The 21346-nt window shown below is 56.7% G+C and carries 11 protein-coding genes and 3 pseudogenes; 5 read left to right on the forward strand and 9 right to left on the reverse strand.

The genetic code is table 11. From position 1 onward, the window contains the following. Window positions 1-323, forward strand: a pseudogene (locus P0D89_RS01415) (hypothetical protein); the annotation flags it as partial. Between the two features lie 329 nt (window positions 324-652). Here P0D89_RS01415 and P0D89_RS01420 read toward each other — a convergent pair. The 6 genes and pseudogenes from P0D89_RS01420 to P0D89_RS01445 form a co-directional block, all read right to left on the reverse strand. Next, window positions 653-2320 carry a DUF262 domain-containing protein gene (locus P0D89_RS01420; RefSeq protein WP_408376043.1) on the reverse strand — a complete coding sequence of 556 codons (1668 nt, stop codon included), beginning with the start codon at window positions 2318-2320 and terminating at the stop codon, window positions 653-655. A gap of 257 nt (window positions 2321-2577) precedes the next feature. Continuing rightward, window positions 2578-5643, reverse strand: a complete 3066-nt coding sequence (locus tag P0D89_RS01425) for a BPTD_3080 family restriction endonuclease (RefSeq protein WP_408376044.1) — start codon at window positions 5641-5643, stop codon at window positions 2578-2580. A 37-nt stretch (window positions 5644-5680) separates the two neighbouring features. Further along, on the reverse strand, window positions 5681-8749 hold the full coding sequence (locus tag P0D89_RS01430; RefSeq protein WP_408376045.1) for a site-specific DNA-methyltransferase: 3069 nt from the start codon (window positions 8747-8749) through the stop codon (window positions 5681-5683). 155 nt (window positions 8750-8904) lie between these two features. Then, a pseudogene (locus P0D89_RS01435) lies at window positions 8905-9477 on the reverse strand (recombinase family protein); the annotation flags it as partial. A gap of 430 nt (window positions 9478-9907) precedes the next feature. Continuing rightward, the gene (locus P0D89_RS01440) at window positions 9908-10162 is read right to left on the reverse strand and encodes a helix-turn-helix domain-containing protein (RefSeq protein WP_408376046.1); all 255 of its coding nucleotides are present in this window, start codon (window positions 10160-10162) and stop codon (window positions 9908-9910) included. 380 nt (window positions 10163-10542) lie between these two features. After that, window positions 10543-11493 carry a hypothetical protein gene (locus P0D89_RS01445; protein WP_408376047.1) on the reverse strand — a complete coding sequence of 317 codons (951 nt, stop codon included), beginning with the start codon at window positions 11491-11493 and terminating at the stop codon, window positions 10543-10545. Window positions 11494-11972: 479 nt separating this feature from the next. Between P0D89_RS01445 and P0D89_RS01450 the strand changes: the two genes are divergently transcribed. From P0D89_RS01450 to P0D89_RS01465, 4 genes and pseudogenes are all read left to right on the forward strand, one after another. Further along, the gene (locus P0D89_RS01450) at window positions 11973-12530 is read left to right on the forward strand and encodes a DarT ssDNA thymidine ADP-ribosyltransferase family protein (RefSeq protein WP_408376048.1); all 558 of its coding nucleotides are present in this window, start codon (window positions 11973-11975) and stop codon (window positions 12528-12530) included. A gap of 169 nt (window positions 12531-12699) precedes the next feature. Next, window positions 12700-13861, forward strand: a pseudogene (locus P0D89_RS01455) (IS30 family transposase). A 274-nt stretch (window positions 13862-14135) separates the two neighbouring features. Continuing rightward, the gene (locus P0D89_RS01460; protein ID WP_408376049.1) at window positions 14136-15179 is read left to right on the forward strand and encodes a Swt1 family HEPN domain-containing protein; all 1044 of its coding nucleotides are present in this window, start codon (window positions 14136-14138) and stop codon (window positions 15177-15179) included. 160 nt (window positions 15180-15339) lie between these two features. Continuing rightward, window positions 15340-16251, forward strand: a complete 912-nt coding sequence (locus P0D89_RS01465) for a hypothetical protein (protein ID WP_408376050.1) — start codon at window positions 15340-15342, stop codon at window positions 16249-16251. 709 nt (window positions 16252-16960) lie between these two features. Here the strand turns inward: P0D89_RS01465 and P0D89_RS01470 are convergent. The 3 genes from P0D89_RS01470 to P0D89_RS01480 all read right to left on the reverse strand — a co-directional run bounded on the left by P0D89_RS01470 (window position 16961) and on the right by P0D89_RS01480 (window position 21277). Next, a complete protein-coding gene (locus tag P0D89_RS01470) occupies window positions 16961-18244 on the reverse strand; it encodes a hypothetical protein (protein ID WP_408376051.1) in 1284 nt (427 codons plus the stop codon). 238 nt (window positions 18245-18482) lie between these two features. Beyond that, a complete protein-coding gene (locus tag P0D89_RS01475; protein WP_408376052.1) occupies window positions 18483-18818 on the reverse strand; it encodes a site-specific integrase in 336 nt (111 codons plus the stop codon). 233 nt (window positions 18819-19051) lie between these two features. Beyond that, window positions 19052-21277 (reverse strand): hypothetical protein, encoded by a 2226-nt coding sequence (locus P0D89_RS01480; RefSeq protein ID WP_408376053.1) that lies wholly within the window; start codon window positions 21275-21277, stop codon window positions 19052-19054. Window positions 21278-21346: the final 69 nt, after the last annotated feature.

Genomic DNA, 21346 nt, shown 5'->3' on the forward strand with positions numbered 1-21346 from the left:
GATTTCATCGCTTTCTCCACAAGGATGATTATCAACCTTATGGCGTCCGTTTTTCGGGGACCAGATCACATGGGCAGCAGTTGAATGAGGCGGTGGCGTTTTTTCGGGTTTTGGGTGGTGGCGGGATGGGGGTGGAAGGTTTGGCCGCGCGTGGGGAGGTGCCGCAGCGGGACGTTGCGGGAGTGCCGGCTCCGGGTCGACGGGTGGTGAAGGCGAAGGTTGCCGCGCCGGTGGCTGTTGGTGCGGCTGCCGCAGTTGCGGGTGCGGGTGCGGGTGCGGGTGCGGGTGCGGGTGCGGGTGCGGGTGGGATAAGTTTTGAGTGAAGGGGCTCGTGGCGGAGGCGCTGTGTTTGTTGAGGAGGCGCTGGGGGCTTTGGGGTAGATGAGCTCGCCTTGGTGACGTTGGCTTACCTGGCTAGAAACGCAAAAACCGGCTATGAGCCGGTTTTTGCGTTTGAAGAAATCGTGAGGAGGACTATCGAACTGCCCGAGCAAATGCCCGCGCACTATGACTTTCTTATTTCATTCGTCGAACGTTGCCCCCAAAGTTGCCCCCGCTAACAACCACTGCTGCCGCAGTGTTACCTCGATCAGGGGCAAATCTCATGGATACTGGCACCCACGCCTTCTTGCAGCCGTAAGCACTTGCACCCTCACTCGCGATTCCAGCGTAGCACGGCGCGCTCGGCCAAGTTCTTTCCGCGGACTTCAATCTCGAGCTCGCCCCATTTTGCTTCCGAAAGAAGCGCGCGACTCAACTCGAAGTGGGTGTTTTGAAGCATAGCCTTTTTTTCTTCAAACGGGCTGTTTGCAAGCTCCGAGTTGTATCCAGTCAGCGTCAAATTACCGATCGTGTCTAACCATTTTTCGTGGATGGTCTCGTGATCTGGACCAAGCTCCCGTTTCCATTCGGCTGACAAGGTCTGGGGCATAATATGCTCGATCGTTGCTGTGCTTGTATCAACGGGTTCTTTATGTTCGTGGGACTCTTCAAGAGCGACGAGCATGTAGCGAGCGATCCTGCGGCGTGGATAGATTCGCTGGACCAAAAGGGCTTCGGAGAATTCTTGATCGGTTGGCCAACGGCTTCCACGTGAACCCTGGGCCAATTTATCGCGCAACCAGAGATTTAGGTTGCTATCGGGGAGATTCAGGCAGAGCTCTAGAGTAATCTTGTTCAGCCCGTTGGTTGGAACACCGCAGATCAGACGGCGGACGTAGTACGATTCCAACATGTCCAGACAATGGATGAGTTCATCCGTCGTCAACGTCTCCTGCTCCAATCCTCGATATAGACGAACCAACAGCGGGTAGAAAACGGTTGAATCGAGCTCCTGAATTCCCATCAGCCTCTTCGCGATCCGTTCATTTTTTTCCTCAATCGGTTTGAGGAATTTCTCATAAGCGAGCGCCGCTAATTTCATTTCTCCGAGCTTCTTCCGCACGTCCCCCACGTCCTTGAGTTTCTCAAACTCTGCCTTAGACGCAGTGTATATATCACCCTTTCGGACGTTGCGTCCATGACGCATGCCAAAATGCCGGAGAAACTCAGTCATTGAAGAGTTTAAGCTCGTCTCCATTGGTCGCCATAAGTCCTCATAGGCCACCTCCTGCTCTCCACCAACTGAAGTCGAGTGCTGAAATCGCATCAAGGCATAGTTCCTGACCAGATCGGCCTGGTTCAATGGCTTGCCCTTATGGTTAAGGCTTTCGAAAATCAAATAGGGGTCGTCCGCTTCGCCCAAATTAATCATCACGGCTTGGAGCGATTGCTGAACGGTCTGAAGGACCTGAGAAGGCACTATGGGTTGCTCCTCGAGATCAACTCCCTTTAATTGCTTCACAAAATAGCGGTATGCCTGTACGACCCGTGACTCCTCGTGGGTCGATAAGTCCTTTTGGTGAATTAGCGCGTTATAGGCAATTCGGTCCGCCTGCGTCGGCACCAGCTTCAAGTCGTCCGGTGCTTGATAATGACGGTTAAGCAGCAAATCCCCAATGATTCCCGCGGTTGCTTGATCATCCGTAGTCGTGGCCACCGTACGGATCGCGGCGAGCAGAATAGACAACGTGGTCAACCGCTGCTGTCCATCGATCACAAGATGCTTGGTGACGCCCACGGGTACCGACTTTACCGGTACCGTCACGATAGCTCCCATAAAATGGGACGACCGGTCGCCCTCCTCGTATTGCGCCATCAGGTCATCCCACAGGATGTTCCAGTCCTTCGTTTCCCAAGAATAAGGGCGCTGGAAAAGAGGGATAATTCCTTGTTTCGAGCCGTCAAAGTACTGAATGATGTGAACCGGCGCTGCTTCCATGGCTTTTATTTAGCAAAGAGTTTTTGAGGATCGCGCAAAGGTGCGGTCGGTGGCTATTCACTGTCTATCGGCATCCCGCACACAAACCTTAAGGATTCCGCCGCGTTAGGCGTCGAGGGGCCTTTCCCACGACCGGTCCAGACTATCTCGATTGTCGTGGCTTCCGTCATCGCTTCGGAGTGGGTTGTCGTTAGAAGGTTTGTATTCGCTCGCAAACAGAAGAGTCTGCATTATTAATGGTCGGCGTCGTCAAGTCATTAGGAAGCTGGCACGAGCGAACAACCGTCGAGCACTTCCTTTATCTTCGCCCCTAGCTGTTGCGGGTCCCGACAAACGAGGAAAGACCAATGCCCCAACTGGCCCCAATGGTTGACAGCACTCACCCAGCGCCGTGCCGCCTGATGCTTGGCGCGATCCTTCTCTCGCTCTTCACCCTTAATTTCCAGCAACAGCGTTGTCCCGTTGATCAGCCGCACGATGAAATCAGGGAAATATGAATGGGCGATGCCGAGGTACTCATAGGGAATCGATAGTTCGAGGTGGTCGTTGCGCGCGTAGAAGGCGACAATGTTCTTTGCCTGCTCCAGTCTGAAGACCGCTGCCTGCTCCCATGAGTTGGTGTCTGCTACCACCTGGTTAATGTGGCTCCGAATTGCCGGCACGCAGGGACGTGTAGTCTTAAAATTCACCTCGCCGGTTGTGCCGATAGGCTTGTAGCGGTTCAGGCGCGGCATCAGCGGTGGTTCGCCATCGTCGGTATCGGGCTCGATCGCTGCCACCAGCCGCTCTACGATCCGCCGCACGTAGGTTTCGAGCCCGAGCTCACGGGGATCGCAGCCGCGAAAGTCCACCTTCTTTGTGACATATTCGTCGACGATTCGAAAGACCTGCGGGAACAGCTGATGACGACCTTGCAGGCGCAGCTTCGGTGTTGCCCCCTCAATGCCCTGTGTCAGCGCGCCGACAACGAGCCGAGCGATCTCGAACTTGATGGTTTGCAGATGGGTGCTGGCATAGTACGCCTCGCGATCCTGCGCCGCGGTGCTGAACCCCCCGGATACTGACGGATTGCCGACTTGGTAGCCGACCTGAGGTTTCACAAATACTGCGGTCGGGGTCGCGTCCGGCGCTAGCACCAGCTTCTCGATGGCATTGACTTTCGCCCGCACCGCATTCTTGCGTAGCGCGAACGCGTAGCCTTCCACAATGGGGAAGCGGATTTCGTAGTGCTTGCGCGCGTCCTCGGACCGCACATGGTTCTTCGGCTTGTCCTCCGGCGCCTTCGACGTAGTCGACCGTCCGCGGAATGGGATGACAGAAAAGGGCACGCCATAAATATCAACGTACTCTTCAGTGAACAGACCTGTCTCTGGGTCGATCGTGTAATCCATACGGCGCAGACCGCGGCCAACCACCTGCTCGCAAAGTAACTGGCTGCCGAAGGCGCGCAGGCCCAGAATATGGGTGACGTTGTTAGCATCCCACCCTTCAGTCAGCATCTGCACCGATACCACGCAGCGCACCTGTTCGCCAGGCTTGCCCGGTTTGCCTACCGTGTCGATGATGTGGCGCAACGCCACGGCCGCTTCCTTGCGCGAGGCCTTGGCATCGTCGGATTCGGCTTCCGCGAGGAGCTTGGAGTCGATGCGTAACGTGGGTCGGAAACCTTCGCGGTTCGAGAACAGCTCGGGGAACAGTTGGCCCGTGCCGAACACTGTCCTAGACTTCGCCTTCTTTCTCTTCTTGGAGGCCGCATCTTCTTCGTCGTCCTCCTCGTCCCCTTCATCGACGACCTCCACCGATTCTTCGCCAGAGATGTTCTTGTAGAACAGCTCAGCGATGTTGGTGTTATCGGCGACAATGATCATCACCGGCGGGACCTGCTCTTGGCCGGGCTTGGCTTCCTGCAGGTAGCTCGCGCGCTCCTTCCACTGGCTGGCAAGCGTGGTCAGCGCGTCCTGCGCTTCGCGCCACACCACCTCGGGCTTTGGTTTGCCGCCAGGTAGCTTCTCGCCAGGTTGAAGGTTTGAAACAATGGATTGCCACAGGCGAAAAAACTTCGGCTCTGGTCGACCCGTGGTATCGGAAACCGGCAACCGGGGAATCTTCACGATGCCGGATTCGATGGCATCCACCAGCCCGAAATCCGAGACGAGCCAAGGGAAAGGTGCACCCTCGATGTAGCCGCTACCGGCTAGGTAGAACGGCGTGGCCGAGAGGTCCACTACAAACTTGACTCCGCACGCGGTGTTAATCCGATCCAGTCCCGATACCCAGACTGTCGCCTCCTCGCGTTCAGACTTCTCCTCGGCTGAAAGCTTTTCGCCATCATCGACCGGCTTCGGGCGGTATGCGTGATGAGCTTCGTCGTTGAGCACCATAACTGGCGCACCGTCGTACAGATCCCCGAGTACGCGGCGAGCAAACGCGTCCGGGCTCTCCTCGCCCTTGTCCACTACAACGTAGCTCTTACCGCCTTCGGCGTGCGGGCTTTCCGGCGCAAACTTGTGCCAGTTGGTGATTAGCACCTTACCCTTCTGCAGTTCGGGAATCAGTTGGAAAGGAACAATGTCGAAGTTTCGGTAGTAGTTGTCCTCAATGTCCGTTCGCAGCACCTGCAGGCGCTCGAAGATCGTGAGGTTTGGGCATACCACAAGCGCCGCCTTGGGGAAACGGTCATCTCCGGGATTGCGACCGCGGTTGCAGAAGGCCCATGCGATCAGCATCGACATGACGACAGTTTTGCCACTGCCAGTGGCCATCTTGCAGCCGTAACGAATCAGCGCGGAAAGACCATTTTCATTTGGTATGTCCACTAGGGTCGGGAAGACCTTGGGCTCCCTCTCGAACACGAAGGAGGGCTGGCCGCCCGCCGTTAGAGTCCGATAATCCTCCAGTGAGAGCATTGCTTTGGCCCTGAAGCCCGCCGTGCCAGAAGCGAGTATCTCGTTCAGGTAGATGACCGTCTCGACGGCCTCACGCTGGCAAAAGAAAAGGCGCCGCGCCCGGTCCGATCTGGACCAGTGCGCCAGCAACTGCCGCGTCACTGGAGTCGCGTTCTGGTAATTCGTCTCGCGCCAGCGCCGCACATCCTCGCGCAGCAAATTTACCAACGGCAGATCGTCCCGTTCTTCCTCCGCGAGAAGCGACATCTGCGCCGAACCAGTACGCTGGGCCTTGAACCAGTAGGAAGCCGGGCGCCGCCCATTTTCTTCACGAGCTTCGCCGGTCCGAGTGTCATATACCCAATGCCGGGTGGGTTCCTCAAAGGGATTGCACAGGATCGGCTTGGCGACTGGCTGGATGGGGATTTCCTTCTCCACAGGACCCGGGGCATTCGTGTGTTTGCGCGCCATGGAATTAGTAGCCCCCCGCCATATCGTTCAACCGCATTACCCGCATGACTTCGTTTCCGCGCGGGTCGATAACCTTTACCGCTACTCGCATATGCGTGCCGGCAGCGAAAGGCAGTGACACCGTGCCAGACAGCGCCTCGAACGCTGACTCGTCCGCCACGAGCTTCAACGCCTTGGCCAGCTTTTCCCAAGCGTTTTTGTCCGGGAAGAACGCCTGAGTGATGCAGAACGTTCGTCCATCGAAGTCTGAGTCCACGAACCACGCCGCGACCTTGTCCACGTTGGTCGCGTTGAGGGTATTCTCTACCGGGTTGTATATGTCCACGCCTTCGAGGGTCACGGTGAACATACCGTCCGCATTCTTACCTAGCTGCACACGAGGGCTGCCGAATACCGTAAAGAGCTGTGCATTCGGGGCATCCTTCAGCAGGCTACCCATGTTCACATCTGGTCGGATGTGGGCGAGGTGGCAACGCACACGCGGGTTGGGGTCGTCCTGGATCGTCGCCTGCGCCGCCGCATCGAAGGACAAACCGGCGAACACCAGATTCTCGTAACCGCGTTTGGCGGCGTAGAACAGGGCGTTCTCTACCTGATATGCCGTCACAGGCCCGAACTCCGGCCCCACCGACACGGCCACCGTCTGGCTGTGGCCCTCGCCATCATGCCATTCGCCATCAGCGTGCAGGAACTCCTCGTTGCAGGGCGACAGACGCGCGAACTTCGCAACCTTGTTGTTGGGGAAACGCACGCCGTCCGCGGCGAGCAGGCGCAGCATCTTGTCGAGAAAGGCCTCAGTATTCTGTGGCGCTTCCGCCACGTCGAAGCTGTCCAGATCGCCTTCGTGTCCGTCGATGGGCGAGTCATCCATGAGACCCTGCTCGGCGGGCATGACGGCCTCCATCGTAAAGGGACCGGAAACGCGCACCACGTTCCGCTTTACCTTCGGCTTGTCGACGAGTTCTTCATTTTCGGCGTTAGCGGCAATGGCAGCGCTCACCTCGTCCATTTTCGCCCGCCACGCGGCGCGGTAGTCGGTCAAAACCGCCTGCAAGTCCTTCGGCCAGTCAGGGTCCACGTCGAAGGGCACTTCCCACTCGTACCAGCCGGCAAAGCTGGCATCCACCGTGAGCTTCACCTTGGCATCGCGGTTGGTCGGCGGCAGCAGCCAGCGTCGGCGGTCAGCCTCCGAAATCGCCTTTTTGCCCTCGGCCTTTTGCTTGGCGGCGAGTTTGGTGGCCAGCTTTTGCCGGGTACTAGTGCCAACCTTTGCGACAGCCGTATTTAGCGCCTTGAGCTTTTTGTCCAGCACCGACTGGTGCCGAGCGAAGAGGGCATCGAGTACCGTGTTCTGGACAATCGATTTCAACGTGATATGCGGCACCGTTTCACAATCGAGGGTCTTGGGTTCGCTGTTGCCATTCTTGAGCCACTGCCCATCGGGGTTACGCCGTCGATCGTCATCGTTCAGCGGGCGCAGCTCGAAGTAGTCAAACCTTGCTGTCATCAAACGCTGACGTGCGAGGGCGAGCGCCACGCGAGAGGTGTCCATCGTGATCCACCGCCGGCCCCACTGTTCGGCAACGTAGGCCGTAGTGCCGGAACCGCACGTAGGATCCAACACTAAGTCACCGGGATCGGTGGTCATCAGGACGCAACGTGCAATTACCTTGGGATTTGTTTGGACGACATAGATTTTGTCGGCGCCGTACCCTCCACTGGCCGTATCGGTCCACGCGTTCGAAATGGGGAAATACGGGAAGTCGTCCGTGAAGCGCCGGTAGGAGAGAGTCGTCCCGTAAAACTCGATGCGCTCGGCCCCTATCAGGCGGGGGAATCCGGCCGCCCCCGTCTTCCAACCGCCTTTACCTGGAACGAAATCGCGTCCTGCAAAGCCAACCGGCATCTGTGTCGTCTTGCTGCCCGAGGCAGAGGTAAGAGGTGATCGCCTGTAGACCTTACTTCCGGAAGCGAGCGGTACCTCGCCCGATTTCTCCTCCTCTTTCAGCTTCTGCGTAGCCCCATCGGCATTGACTTGGTAATCGTAATTGACCCACTCAAATCCCTCACGTGGCAGATACACTGGGCGAAATTTCACAGTTTCGCGATTTTTCGCCGCCCAGAGAAGGTAGTCATTTGTGTCACTCAGGAGATCGCCCGATTGGCCGGTCGTCTTGCGGAAACTGATCACTGCACAGAGGTTTTCTGCACCAAAAACCTCCTCCAATATTGCCCTCACTCGATGTAAGTTCTCATCCGAGATCTGTACGAAAATGCTGCCGCTATCAGTCAGCAATTCCTTCGCGACCATGAGCCGGTCGCGCAAGTAGGCTAGGTACGAGTGCACGCCAAGAGTCCAAGTGTCTCGGTAGGCCTTCACCATCTCAGGTTCGCGGGTGAGATCGGATTCCTTGTCCTTCACATCGCGCTTACCCACCTCGGACTGGAAGTTAGACGCAAACTTGATGCCGTAGGGCGGGTCCATGTAAATCATTTGTACCCTTCCGGCGAGGTTCTCGCGACGGGCGAGCGAAGCCATGCCCTGAAGACTGTCACCGAGGATCATGCGGTTCGCCCAGTCCACGTCGTGCTGATAGAACTGGACCGCCTCTCGATAACTGAGCTTCGGGTCAGCGAACAGTTCGCGCTGCACGTCTTGGCGAGCGGCAACTTTAACGATAGCTTGGGTAGCGATGCGCTCGTGGATATGAAGCGCGACCGGCTCCACCTCGAAAGCACGTTTCTCTCGCTTGCCCGCCCATTCAAGCCAAGGCTGGTAGGTACGCAGCGCCTCAGCAAGCTGCCCTGCTTCCTCGTCTGTCAACGCTCGCTTGCGCGCCGTGGCAACCAACTCGGGCAATTTGTCGGCGGTACCGTCGCTATCGAATCGCAGTACGGGCGTTCGATGCGGATCGTATGCGTACCGAATGCGCGCTTGGGGCTTGAGTTTTCCCTGTGCCGCCAAGCCTGCGGGAGGGACATTGGTTCGCTTCGCTCCGAACCGGTAATCGGCGATAGTTTCGCCTGGCTGCGCCGATTCAGTCACCTTCTTCTTCTTGCCTTGCAAGGCCATTTATTCTTCCTTGGCACAATGGAAATTCGTCGGATTTTACCGCCCCGCCTACTAAAGATACATGGGTATTTCGGTCGGCGCACCGACGAGTCTCACCGGCGTAACATTAACAAGCGTGTTCTTCAAGCGGGATTGAGCTAGTCCTCTTTGCACGGCTAAGCCCTATCCCGCACTCGCATGATGGTCTGCCGCGTTGTCTTGTAGTCGCGAGCGAGTTGCGACACCGATACACCTTGTGCGAGGCGCCCGCGGGCCTCAGCCTGTTGGGCTGGCGTAAGTGCGGGCTTGCGGCCCAATACCTTACCTTCTGCCTTCACGCGAGCCAATCCGCTTTGCGTCCTTTCGATCAGCAGGTCGCGTTCGAACTCCGCTACAGCGTTGAGGACGCCCATCGTCATCTTGCCTGCAGGGCTGGTCAGGTCTGCGCCACCCAACGCAAGGCAATGCACGCGTACGCCGATCTGCGCCAGTCGCTCCACGGTCTCCCGTACGTCCATCGCGTTGCGCCCAAGGCGGTCGAGCTTTGTCACGATCAGCACGTCGCCCGCTTCGAGTCTGTCGAGTAGCTTGATGAAGCCCGGACGTTGCGAAGCCGCTACGGATCCGCTGACGGATTCCTCCACGATGCGGCGTTTATCGAGGGCGAAGCCAGCAGCCTCAATTTCGCGGCGCTGATTCTCGGTCGTCTGGTCGTGTGTGCTGACGCGACAGTAAGCAAAGACTCTGGACGGCTCTCGACTCGGATACTATTGGGGCAGCAGCAAAGTTCGTAACTGCTTTAGTGCCTTTCGGCATTGCAGGACTCGCGGTCACGGCTATTGCACTCGTTGCGTTTCCGTTGGCGAAATCGTCATGGGGACGGTGGGGGGTCGTGTGTGCGATGATTGATCGCCGTCATCTTCGCCATCGACAAGTATGTCGTTAACGTGTACTGGGCTCGAATCGGGCTTCATGCGAACTGGGGTGGGGACGACATTGCATACACCGATGGCGAGTTCCCACGATACATCTCGCCCAAAGAAGGTCAACCGGTCTGCGACATCAATCACCTCGGTTCTATTGCCACGTGCTGGAACAACCGGCCAGCGACATCCGGAAAAGATTTGGGGCCGCTCGCTAGCCGAGGTGTATGTCTGCGCGCTCGCACAAAAGTGAGCCCTAGCTCTCACATCCGTCAGCAGCCTGCAAAACCTGTCCGGGTGGCACAAACACGCCGCGGCATACGCGCAAGAGGGTGTCGAACTCAAGCTTTGTTTTCCCCGATTCGATGTTCTCCCAGGCACTGGCGGGCTTGGCGAAGAAGTCTGCGAACTGCGCGCGGTGCATATTGCGTTGGACTCGCAACTCCCGGAGCAGGACGGCGCAGATGCTGAGGTACGTCGTAATTTTTGTTTCGTCGATGGGACCACGCAAGGACGCTCCATTCTCGTGGCCAGTCTTCGCGAAAGCGGCACAATCTCCGGTCGGGTTCGCGCGATGGGCGCCGCATATCGCATCAGCGCGGAACGGTGGTTGCAGTAACGATCGACCGGCTGGTTTGGAGCGCCCTGACTGGCCGCTTGAGGTCGAACTGCGCCGGACAACACACGCCGAGCGACGACGGCTCATTCACCCGTCCAGCATCGGGCCGTGATCGGCCAAGTCGGGACACTCGTTCGACGCGCCGTTCAGTCATTCAAAATGACTGCTCGACCCGGCAAGCGCTCATTCGATCGTCGAGAGCATGCAATGCGCATTGGCCGTGAAGGCCGCTCGATGTGCGGTCTCGCGACTACCACAGCAGTTTTCTTCGCCTATCCGAATAGGGGACGAGGTGTATACAGACTCCGCGCGGCACTGCTTGTCGCAATCAAGTCCACCTCGGGATAAACCTGCCTCAAAAACTTGCAGAAATTCGAGTGCATTGCCAGAAATGCCGGCATTTCCCGTTCCAACTCGGCGTAGGCGGCCACATCTTGCGGCTGTACAAAGTCCATCGGCATGGGAAAACGGATGGACATTCCATGAAGAGCTTCATCATATGGCGCTCTTCTGATCATGGCGGCTAAGTTTCTCAACGCGTCGATCCAAGTGTTAAGGACGCTGCTGAGATTGGCATCATTCAAATGGAATATTGGGCTAGTCACGACATCGTCGATATTATGTTGATGCTCAAGAAATGCCATTGCAACGTACTTAGGGGCGTAATCGAAGTATCGTTCAACTTCCACCAGGTCAACAACGTTCAGTAGTCGCGTGAGTTCTTTGATATCACGGTCGCGAGGCGTGGCAGCCGCAGTTACGACAGTGGGATAGAACTGCGGGTAGAGATTCTGAAGCGTCGCCTGATTTCGGCCAAGGTCGCGAGCGATGTCGCCCCAGAACAAAAGATCTATCGGGAACTTGTTAGTCTTTTGGCGCTCCGCTGACTTTGCTCGCACGTACTGCTGGATCGTTGCGTCAGTATCCGCTGTCGTCGCGATGTAAAGCGAATCGAGCGTAGGGGAAAATTTTTCAGCGTTGGCGATCTCAGTATCAATGGTTTTAGTCGAGACTCCTCCGACCGTGTTTTTGCATTGGATGCCCGCCAATCGACCAAGGTTATCGTTGCCGTAGACGTCTACTCCCTGCTGGGCTTGCCCGGGCCGGCCGTGCCGAGTTAGATTCGTAGGAGACCAGCGGTTTTCGCACGCCATCAGGCAGATCTTCTCGAACTCATCCCAGTCCGTCGGCTTTGGAAGGTGTACGGTTTGAATGGTTGGCATTTTCAGCAGGGTTGCTCAGTGAGTAAGTTTCCGTGCGAGAGTATATCTAGTTGCGAGCAAGGAACATGGACCACTTCGATTTACTTAGACACTCCTGCGTGGCGCCGTTCCGGCAACGTCGCGGTGTTCCTCGGGCGCGCCGACCGCGTTCACGTCTATACCGCACTGGCGGTCCACTGGCGGTCCAGCGGCGACCACCGGCGACCACCGTAGCGTGACTTCTGCCAGTCTCTGTCCAGTCGCGGGCGAACAGCGGCAAAGTCAAAAGAATTCGTGTCGAGCCAAGTCGGAGAATGACCGGTGCACACGCAAGCAGCCGTTAGCGTTACGCCCGCCCAACGGGCTCCATGGGGGCGACTTGAGTTGGTCGACTCGATCATTGGCTAGCGACGCAAGAAGAACATTCTCCCAGCGGCATCGTGTAGGCGAGGAGCCCGATCGGCGACATAATTGCCATATGCAAAACCACGAAGAAAATCATGGCAAAGCCACGGGAAGAATGGGGCGACTACAGGCTATTCGAGGCAATCAAATCCGATATGGGGGGAGCGCTGTATCATTTGACCGACTGGGCGCACGTCGATTCCATTAAGAAACATGGACTTCTGTCGCGCCGTGAAGCGGATGAGCGCGGAGTTTATCCAGTGCGGCCGGGCGGCAATGCCCTGACCCGAGCGCTCGATGCGCAACGGGATCTTCAAGACTATGTCTTCCTCGGGTTCCACGAGAACGGTCTGATGCCGAAAGATGGTGAACTTGACCGTCTGAGGGAACCTCTGATGGTGTATGTCGATCCGCAAATTGTTTGCTGGGAAGGCGTCAAGGTGTCGCTGGGTCGGTCAACTCGGTCAAATATCTTCGATGCCACACAGGCGTATTGGAAGATGGATTGGGAGATCTTCGAAAGGCCCGAGTTCAGGTCAGATTCTTCGTCTCAGATCCACGGCCCAGCTCGCTGGAAAGCGTTCTTCGATTACGAGGTTCTCGTTCCCAAATGCGTGCCGCCTGAATTCATCATCATTGGGAGCGATGAGTGACCTATCAACGGCGTCGTTTCAGGAACGCTGATGGGGGCCACGCCAATGAGTGCACCGCATCTTCGTGCGGACATAGGCGGCGATTCACCTCGAAGGTCCGAGAAGGGTGGCGGACTCAACCGGTGGATGCAACACACTGAAGACTGCGCAAGCAGTGGGAGTGTTGCAGATGAAACAGCGACGCCGGATTTATTACAGTGAGACGCAGAAGGCGCTGATGTGGGAAACGCTGGCAGAAAGGGGAATCTCTCCAGAAGATCGCCCAGCTCTTTGATCGGAACCACTCGTCTGTGCAACGGATTCTGGCTGAAACCGGCGGCATCCGGCCGGCCCAGCGACACCGCCCGCCCCTGGCGCTCACGCTGGCTGAGCGCGAAGAGATTTCACGGGCACTCGCTGTGGGCGATTCGATCCAGTCGATCGCAATGCGACTCTCACGGGCGCCTTCCACTATCTGCCGTGAGATCAAACGTAACAGCGGACCGGACGGCTACCGGGCAAGCCACGCCGACCAGCTTGCCTGGACCGGGCGTGTCGTCCCAAAGCCTGTAAACTGGTCGAGCACCGAACGCTGGCGCACATCGTGGCGGCCAAGCTCCAGCTGGAGTGGTCACCGCGGCAGATTGCCGGATGGCTCAGGCGTGCGTACCCAGACAACGAGGACTACCACGTGTCCCACGAGACCATCTATCGCAGTCTCTTCATCCAGGCCCGTGGCGCCTTGAAGAAGGAACTGCTGGAACACTTGCGGCGCACCCGGGCCATGCGCCGTTCGCGCCATCACACGCTGAAGACGGAGGATCACGGCAGGATTCGCGACACGGTATCGATCAGCGAACGCCCAGCTAGCGTTGAAGACCGCGCGGTACCCGGACACTGGGAAGGTGATCTGCTGTGCGGTAGCGGCAACAGTCAGATTGCGACACTCGTCGAACGCCAGACACGCTATGTCATGCTGGTCAAGATAGCCAGCAAGGACAGCGAGACAGTCATCAATGCACTCATCAGGCATGCCTGCAAGTTGCCGCAGGAGCTCTATAAAACGCTGACATGGGATCGGGGGAACAGAAATGGCCGGGCACAAACGCTTTACCGTAGCCACTGATATTCAGGTCTACTTCTGCGATCCCCAGCATCCATGGCAGCGCGGATCGAACGAAAATGCAAACGGGCTATTGAGGCAGTACTTCCCCAAAGGCACCGACCTGTCAGGGTATTCGCAGGCCAGACTCAATGCCGTGGCAAGACGATTGAACGAGCGTCCGAGAAAGACACTGGACTACGAGACGCCCGCCGAACGATTCCAGCAAACTATTGCATCCACCGGTTGAGTCCGCCGTCGCTTGCTGCCGGTCGCCGGGCTTGCGAGTTTCAGGCGGTGTATGTGGATTGCATGGGACTGCACCCGGCCAACTGCTGCCGTTCGCGAGTGCAAGTGGACAGACTTTTGAACGGCTGTTCCGCCCAGGCAACGGACCCTTCAGGAGTCGATTTGAAAACTGCCCACCATAGTCGCCACACGGCCCCCACTTCATAGTCAGGCTTCCGCGCCCCAACTGCTATCATCCTGTGCGTTTCAAGACCACGCGACTAGGGAAGGCTATTGTGACATCGGCAGAAGATTCGGACCGGCAAAAATTGTCCGATCAGGTTCAACGAGCATTGTCGGCGGGTTGGAGCACCAGCGGGATGCCAGCCGCAGCTTTGGCGCTGTACAGTCGCTGGTGGCAACTGGAGACTTGGTTGCGCTCGCTTGTCTATCTTGAACTTCGCAGCGCGAAAGGCTCAGCGTGGGCAGATGTGCTGCCGGTAACCTCTGCTGATCGTCAGCAGAAGGACGAGGAGTATCGTCATATGCGAACTCCCGATGCACAGGACCAGCTTGCCTACCTTGATGCGGGACCGTTACTGCAATTGACACTCGACCAATGGCTGCTTTTTCGTTTGTATCTACCGACCCAAAAAATCTGGGCAGGCAGAATCGAGGAGCTCAAGGCGATTCGAAATCGCATCGGTCACTGTCGTAAGCCACATGGTGACGACCTTGATCGCTTGGAGCAGACGCTTCGTGATCTCGATGGTGGCGCCTTTCTGGCAACTTCGTCGTTCAATGATCAATCGTGTCCGAATCAGGAATGGTCAGATTTGCTCGTCAGAGACTGGATTCATGAAGAACATTCCGCGGCGCATCTGATTGAACATGCAAGGAGGCAGTACGACACGAGCTTCAGGCTCTCGATCTCACGCCGTCCATGGGCGGTGCCTTTGGCACGAAATGAAGAGCAAGTTGGTTGCCGACCGGGTTATGTTTGGCACGCCTGTTGGTTTTTCAGAGGTGGGAGATCCTTCAATCTTTCAAAGTTCTGGCGAGACCTAGAGCTCAACAAAGATCTCGTCATGCTGGTATGCGCTGACACGCCTTCCAGTGTTCACGTGTCATTTTCGGCCCTGGAAGATCAGAGGCGGGTAAGCGACGTTATCGGTAGAAGTTTTGATGCGGCGCTGACGAATCTCGGCCATCACCCCCGCGAGGACGATTACGTCGAGTGGGCTCGGCGTTACTCAAACGTTGATCCGCGAGTGCATGCGGGAACGCCGTGGGCGGCCATTGAACGGTCGATGGAGGGCGTCAGCATATTTTCTGCATGAGCGAACGCTATCCATTTTCACGATCCCCCGACGGCCACGTTTCGGCGAGCTTGGAACTCTTGGAGAAACTTGCCGAAGGACAGCAACGGGTTGAGTGAACGGCTATAACTTGGTCGCGGAAAATTAGGCGACCGTCAACATAACGTTAGGCTACAGGTCCATGACTTCCTCGTCACAACCTCCGTTCTCGGCTCGAGCCAGAGGGCAGCACAGGCAGATCGACGCCGACTTTCCCCCTTCGGCGCGGAGCGGGCTGCTGCATTTGCTATTTGACCTCGTCGAGCGTCGATACCTGCCGGACTGGACGGTGGTTGCGCGCGAGTTGCATCGAATCGGCCGACTGTCCGTTGTCAAGTATGACTCTTCTAGTGTGCCGAGTCTGAAGCAAGCCAGAGCTGACGCGGAAGCCGCCCTTGACGGCCTTGGCTGGGAGAAGGTCTATGACTTCTGTGAACGCTTGTACGGCCATCTGCCTCAAGAAATCGGATACGAGGACAACTACGGCAACTACACCGTTCAAGTCTCTCGTGGCGATATGCAGACGTACATCGCGACGGAGCTTCAGCGACTTTTCCTCGAAGAGGATCTTGCATATGAGTTCACAGAGGGCACCGTCCGCAGACGCGGACGAAAGCACACAGTGGAGCTGGTGGCTAAGTCACAAGTTGTGCTTGGTGACTCCCGGCTCTTAAGTGCGCGGAAACACTTTGACAAATCTCTTCAGTTCTTTCGTCACCCAACGCGTCCTGACTATGAGAACGCGGTGAAGGAGGCTGTGTGTGCCGTAGAAGCTGCGGGCAAGGCCCTCTTTCCAATGGCGAAAGCCTCAACGTTAGGCGACCTCGTGAAGTGGCTTGGATCGACAACTGAAGTCTCAGTGCCCAAAGCTATCTGTCAGACACTTACTGGTGTTTATGCGTTTCGGAGCGGGGGTGAGGGGGTGGGGCATGGAGGGGCAAACGGTGGCAAGGCGACGCTAGAAGTCACCGAATATCTGTTGGCGGTGTGCGCTTCGCAGATTATTTACTTGGTTGATCTGGCGAACTCTATGGAAGTTGACGTCGCGTTCTAGTTCGACGCTAGCACGCCTTTGACCTCGGACAGTCTCTCCACTGCCACTTCTCGGTTGATCTCATACTCCAGTAACTTCTGCGCGCATCGGCTGGTTCTGGCCGACCACTGCACTCCAACACTCAGCCAGCGTCCGGACACTCCAACGCCCTCCGGTTTTCCAGTCAAACGAAAAGTGACCCAGTCTCATAGTTCCGCCTCCCTGCATCCGGGAAACTCGAACGGGCGAATGCCGCAAGAAGCGACCACCCATCCGGGCAGTCTCACTAATTCGGTAAATCCAGTCTCACGGAAAGCGCCCCAGTCTCACTAATTCGGTTTCCCTGCACAATTGCAGAGAAACGAAATTACTTGGACTGGACATCATTACAAATCAAAGACGTGCCAACGAATTCGGTCACACGAAAGATGACACAGAACCGAGTACATTGGACATGCAGGGTTCGTGACGCAAATTTGGTCGATTAGCCCAAGGTAAGATGGTCCGGCTAGCGCCGGTCGCGAAAGGCTGCGTGCGGCCATGAGATGTCGTTCGTCTTGAGGCCTTTTCGGGGCGCTCCAGCGGCGTCTTCGTATCTGCGGATTCAACCGGTGGATGCAACACTCCCACTGCTTGCGCCGTCTTAAGTGTGTTGCATCCACCGGTTGAATCCGCCATCCGAAAGCCGACGGTCGCCCGAACTTTACGACGCTGCGTACCTTGTCATTCATCAAGCGTTTTTGGTGTCGACATCGGGCGGCTCTTCACTGATGATCCCTATGCCTGACGACGACACGGTCAAGTTACCGCGCTCTGCGGTGTCGCGAATCAATTGATTTAGCAGATCTTGGCGGGTTCGGGCTTCGCGCGTTTTTTTCACATGTTCAAATATCCGGGCGCTTATCTCCCGGTTCAGAACGGCGTCACGCCTGACGAGAGCGTCTGCGATGCGTTGTATCAGTGAGAACGTACCGTCGAAAAGGATCGGGCTTCCGAAATCTTTCGCATTCGCGTCGCGTACAAACGAGTCACCAGCAATCCTGCGAAGACCGAATCGCCTCGGATCGACCTTTAAATTCCGCAACTCAGCAACATTGGCATCGTCAACTCCCGTCTGTGCACCGATGATTGCGTTGCCCAGTGTCGTGCCTAATTCATCGAGACCCAGACGCACTAGGTGCGCTCCATAGTGCGCCGCAACCACTTCGATTCCCCAGTTGTCAGGTACGGACTCGTTGACATCGGGGGCCTTGTGATTAAACCATCGCATTCGTACCGCGCGACCGGATTCGGAGACGAGAGAGGAGCGTAATGAAGTGACCGCCAAGAAGTGTGCAGTGAAGGGTGGCGGCGGACCGACGATCCCTGATGCCGGGGATAGCTGAGCGTTCATGGATTGAACCTTGAACTTCGAATATTCGCCGTAGCTTGACGTGTTGACAGGCCGGTCGCGCCCTTTGGACTCAAGCGTTGAGAATTCCCATGTTGTGCCGTTTTGTCTCGCGAGTACATAGTCGGGCATCAGTATGCCGCTCCAACTTCGTTGCACAGTGAAGGACTTGGGAACGAGACCATTGGCGGCAAACCATGCCACACCTGCGGGCGACTTATTGGGACGGCAGAACTCAAGAGGTACGAAAAAAGGATAGTCGGCAAAGTGTTCAGCGGCTGTCAACGCAAGGCCTGCGGAAATCGTCTCCGAGAAGATTCTTTTCCAGTTGCTCGGCACCTCATGTCTGAAACTTTTCTTGACGGTAAGCGTAAGCGCACCCGTCCCCGACGAAACGGAAAGGGCGCTACGGAAAAACCTTAGCAAGGCTGGAGGCAACAGAGGCGAAATAAAGTTGGGTTGGATGTCCAATGCTGCGCGTAACGCGATGTCACCAATCGATATCCCGAGACGACTGAGTGGTGCGCCCGGCGGCGTTGCACCTGGCCAAGCCACGGCGGGGGGAACGGGTGCCGGCAGCACTACAGCCGGAGCAGCGGGCAGATGGTAAAAAATCACGCTCATGGAATTACGACCATTTTGGAATTTTATTCATTTCCGCGTTGGACGCGAAATTATCTGGGCAGATCGGATCAAGAATGCTCAAACGACAGGCCGATTATTGCAGCATCTCGATTGCCAGCCTATGTTTCCATGGGTGTTTATGTAAACTGGTAGCGACCTTCAATCCTGTGTCTAAAGCATTGGTCAGCCGGCGCATGACCGCATTACCTCGGAACGCGACGCTCGGCCCGAGACACGATCACCGGCAGCCAGTGCACGGCGCCGCGCCATCGCGTACGCGTCGGCCCGCGGCAGTGGCGTCCTGCTGAACTGCCCTGTACCGCGCGCAGTCGTCCGAGCTGTCCAGATACGCGGCAGGTACGCTATCAGCTTTCAGCGTGTGGTGATAGTGCATCTCGTGGCGCTTGCCGTCCTTTTCGCGCAGGCGCACCGACAGCCGCTGGTACTGCCTATAAACGTCGTCGATGCGGATCGCGAGCGCCGCACCAATCCGCGCGAACGAAAACACCATCAGCGCAATCAGCGCGCGATCGCACAGGCCGATCGGCGTGCTGACGTCGACGCTGTCGCGCAACTTCGAAGGCGAGTTCTAGGTAGTGGCGTTCGGGCTGCCGCGGCAACCAGTCGGGCAGCCCAAAGAGTTCTTCCGCTAATACAGCCTGATGGATGACAGCTCGATCTGCACAAAAAAGATTCCGTACAGGCGGATAGTTCGCTCAACTAGTGGGGGTGTTCCACACGATTCGGTCGTATCTCTCTTGGGGGAACCCATATCCATGGAGCAGCTTGGAACACCCCACGCACGTATCACGTTGACATTACAAGCTTTGGCACGGCGAAAGCTCCCCTTTTGAACGACGCAGCGAGCTCGAATGACACTATGCCATCCACAATTGCGTATTTCCTCAGGAAGCCAATACGCACGAGTCCAGCGAACGCGCTCTCGAGTTCCGCGGCAAACTCCCACAGACGCCACACCACATACCTATTGCAGAGAATGGAGTAATCGCTGACATGTAGCGTGCATGAGACTTCGAATAGCAGCAGCATGTAGTGGAGCCAGAGTTGGAGGCCGTCGTTCTCGGGTATTTTTAATCTCGCAGCCAATGCCTCTTGCACCAAGACGTCGGGACCGAACGGCGTCAGCAGTTCCGTAGCCCATCGAACGTACCAGATCGCTGCCGCATCTTCGGTATCGGCCGAGTGGTCGAAAGCGGAAATGACTGGACTTGAAAGTGGGTCGCCTTTGCCACGTTCCGATGCGCTTAAGGAATGCAGAGAAAGCCGCACAATCGCCTCTCGCGCACGCCAAGCGTCCCGCCGCCGGTCCCATCCTAGGACGCCGAACAATGAATACGTCGCAATTGGTTGTGATTGGTCGGTTCTTATAGCTGCGCTGCAGGATAGAAGCGCAAGCAGCACGGTAAGATCATCGGCAACAATAGACGTCAGTGTCGACTGGTAGCCCTTTATATTGCCCCATATCACACGATCTATCAGGGCGTCGCACCCGACCGAAGTTTTTTCTGGCCATTCGACTCCTTTATCAAAAATGGCGGGGGAAACGCCCGAACTCATGGCTACATCTTGAATAAGATCTCCACGCTCCACCGCAAGAAACATCACCTTCGACAGTCTTTGCCGGCCTAAAGGCAGTTCGGGCGTGTATGCCAAGCCGGCCCAATATGTAACGGAATAGCCAGCAACACGGATTCGCTCTAACAAGTCGCGAACATGGTCGACAATGATTCCATCGCGGCCAACATACTCATCGAACCGCCGAGGAGATAGCAACCAATCGATGTCGAGTCGCGGATCGGACAAGGCATCTTCCGAAAATTGGACGCCAGGACGGGTCCATCCGAATCGACTCGCGACTGACTCAAGATTCTCAACCGTGACGGTGAGGCGACGAAAGTGCTTGTCTGCTGACTCAAATATCTCAGACTCTTTCACCCCAACCATGGCAGCAATGCGGTTCAAAACAACTGCGGCCGTTCGATGCGTTGTCCGCATGACACGCCATTCATCGTGTGTGATCGGAATAGCTTCAGCCAATTCGATCTGCGATATCCCCCTCTCCGCAGCAAACCTGTCGATCAAGTCCAAATTGAGCCCGACCTCCTCCGAAGATTCGATCATTTCGCGCCATCGGGCTTCTGCCAGCGTCCACGGAGCAATCTCCATCTTGCGATGCGATGACACGCAGCGCCTACGAAGTGTCTCAAGATGCGAAGCCGACAAAGCGATTAAATCACCGTTTCGCTTCGCAACCGACAACGTGACCGCACCATCTTCCGAAATTTGATCCGATCCCAACGCGCTTAGCGCTGCGCCGATTTTGGATTCTTGGCCGCGAGCAAGTAGCACCCCCTGACGCTCAAGAACTAACAGACACTCAGGCTGAACGCCGCTCTCTCTCGTCGCTATCACTCCATCGAGCCAACCTGCGCATCGCACCTCCAAGAATCGACGCGCTCGCTCAGCGATCTTCCGAAAACGCTTCGCATTTAGCGGCGAGGTTTCCGGTATGGCAAATGATGGATTGTCGAACGTAATGAGAAATTCGAGCCCGTGACGCGCTGAGTCTTGCACAATCAAGCCCAAAGACGATTCAGTGCATCTCACAACCGCATACGTTGGCACTTTCCTCTTCCATTTCATGTATTCGGCCAATGCATCGAAAAATCGATGCTCAGCTTCGGAAAAGCTTGAATGGTGGGAGGTCGTCAGTGAATCATAGTCAGCGTAGGTCGGCCAAGTGCAAACGCTCCATAACGAACGCTGCGTTTGTCGAACGGTCCCTCCACAGGCAATCCTCCGCATTGCAGCTACCGCGTGCGTGTGCTTAATCGGAATCCGCCGTGCTTGTAGCAAGCGCATCAGCAATCGCGGCGACGCACCGGCATCAAGCTGATTGCAGATATCTAGCGCGCGGAAAATTTCAAGTTTGTGTCCCGCTTTTGCCAAGAAGGCAACGCGCTGCTCCGCTTGCCATTGGCGCGAAGAAACGGGAAATCGAAGGTTTGGCATAACCGCTCCGAAATCGGAGGAGCTCTTATTGGGCGGCGTGCATTACCCAGCTCCTCGACATGGAAGCGA

This window comes from Paraburkholderia sp. RL18-085-BIA-A (genome assembly GCF_046027075.1).
Taxonomy (GTDB): Bacteria; Pseudomonadota; Gammaproteobacteria; order Burkholderiales; family Burkholderiaceae; genus Paraburkholderia.

Bases quoted from the DNA above. Each gene is read 5' to 3' on its own strand.
- P0D89_RS01420 (WP_408376043.1), bottom strand. From the start codon at position 2,320: ATGGAAGCAGCGCCGGTTCACATCATTCAGTACTTTGACGGCTCGAAA.
- P0D89_RS01430 (WP_408376045.1), bottom strand. From the start codon at position 8,749: ATGGCCTTGCAAGGCAAGAAGAAGAAGGTGACTGAATCGGCGCAGCCA.
- P0D89_RS01445 (WP_408376047.1), bottom strand. From the start codon at position 11,493: ATGCCAACCATTCAAACCGTACACCTTCCAAAGCCGACGGACTGGGAT.
- P0D89_RS01450 (WP_408376048.1), top strand. From the start codon at position 11,973: ATGGCAAAGCCACGGGAAGAATGGGGCGACTACAGGCTATTCGAGGCA.
- P0D89_RS01465 (WP_408376050.1), top strand. From the start codon at position 15,340: ATGACTTCCTCGTCACAACCTCCGTTCTCGGCTCGAGCCAGAGGGCAG.
- P0D89_RS01470 (WP_408376051.1), bottom strand. From the start codon at position 18,244: ATGAGCGTGATTTTTTACCATCTGCCCGCTGCTCCGGCTGTAGTGCTG.
- P0D89_RS01480 (WP_408376053.1), bottom strand. From the start codon at position 21,277: ATGCCAAACCTTCGATTTCCCGTTTCTTCGCGCCAATGGCAAGCGGAG.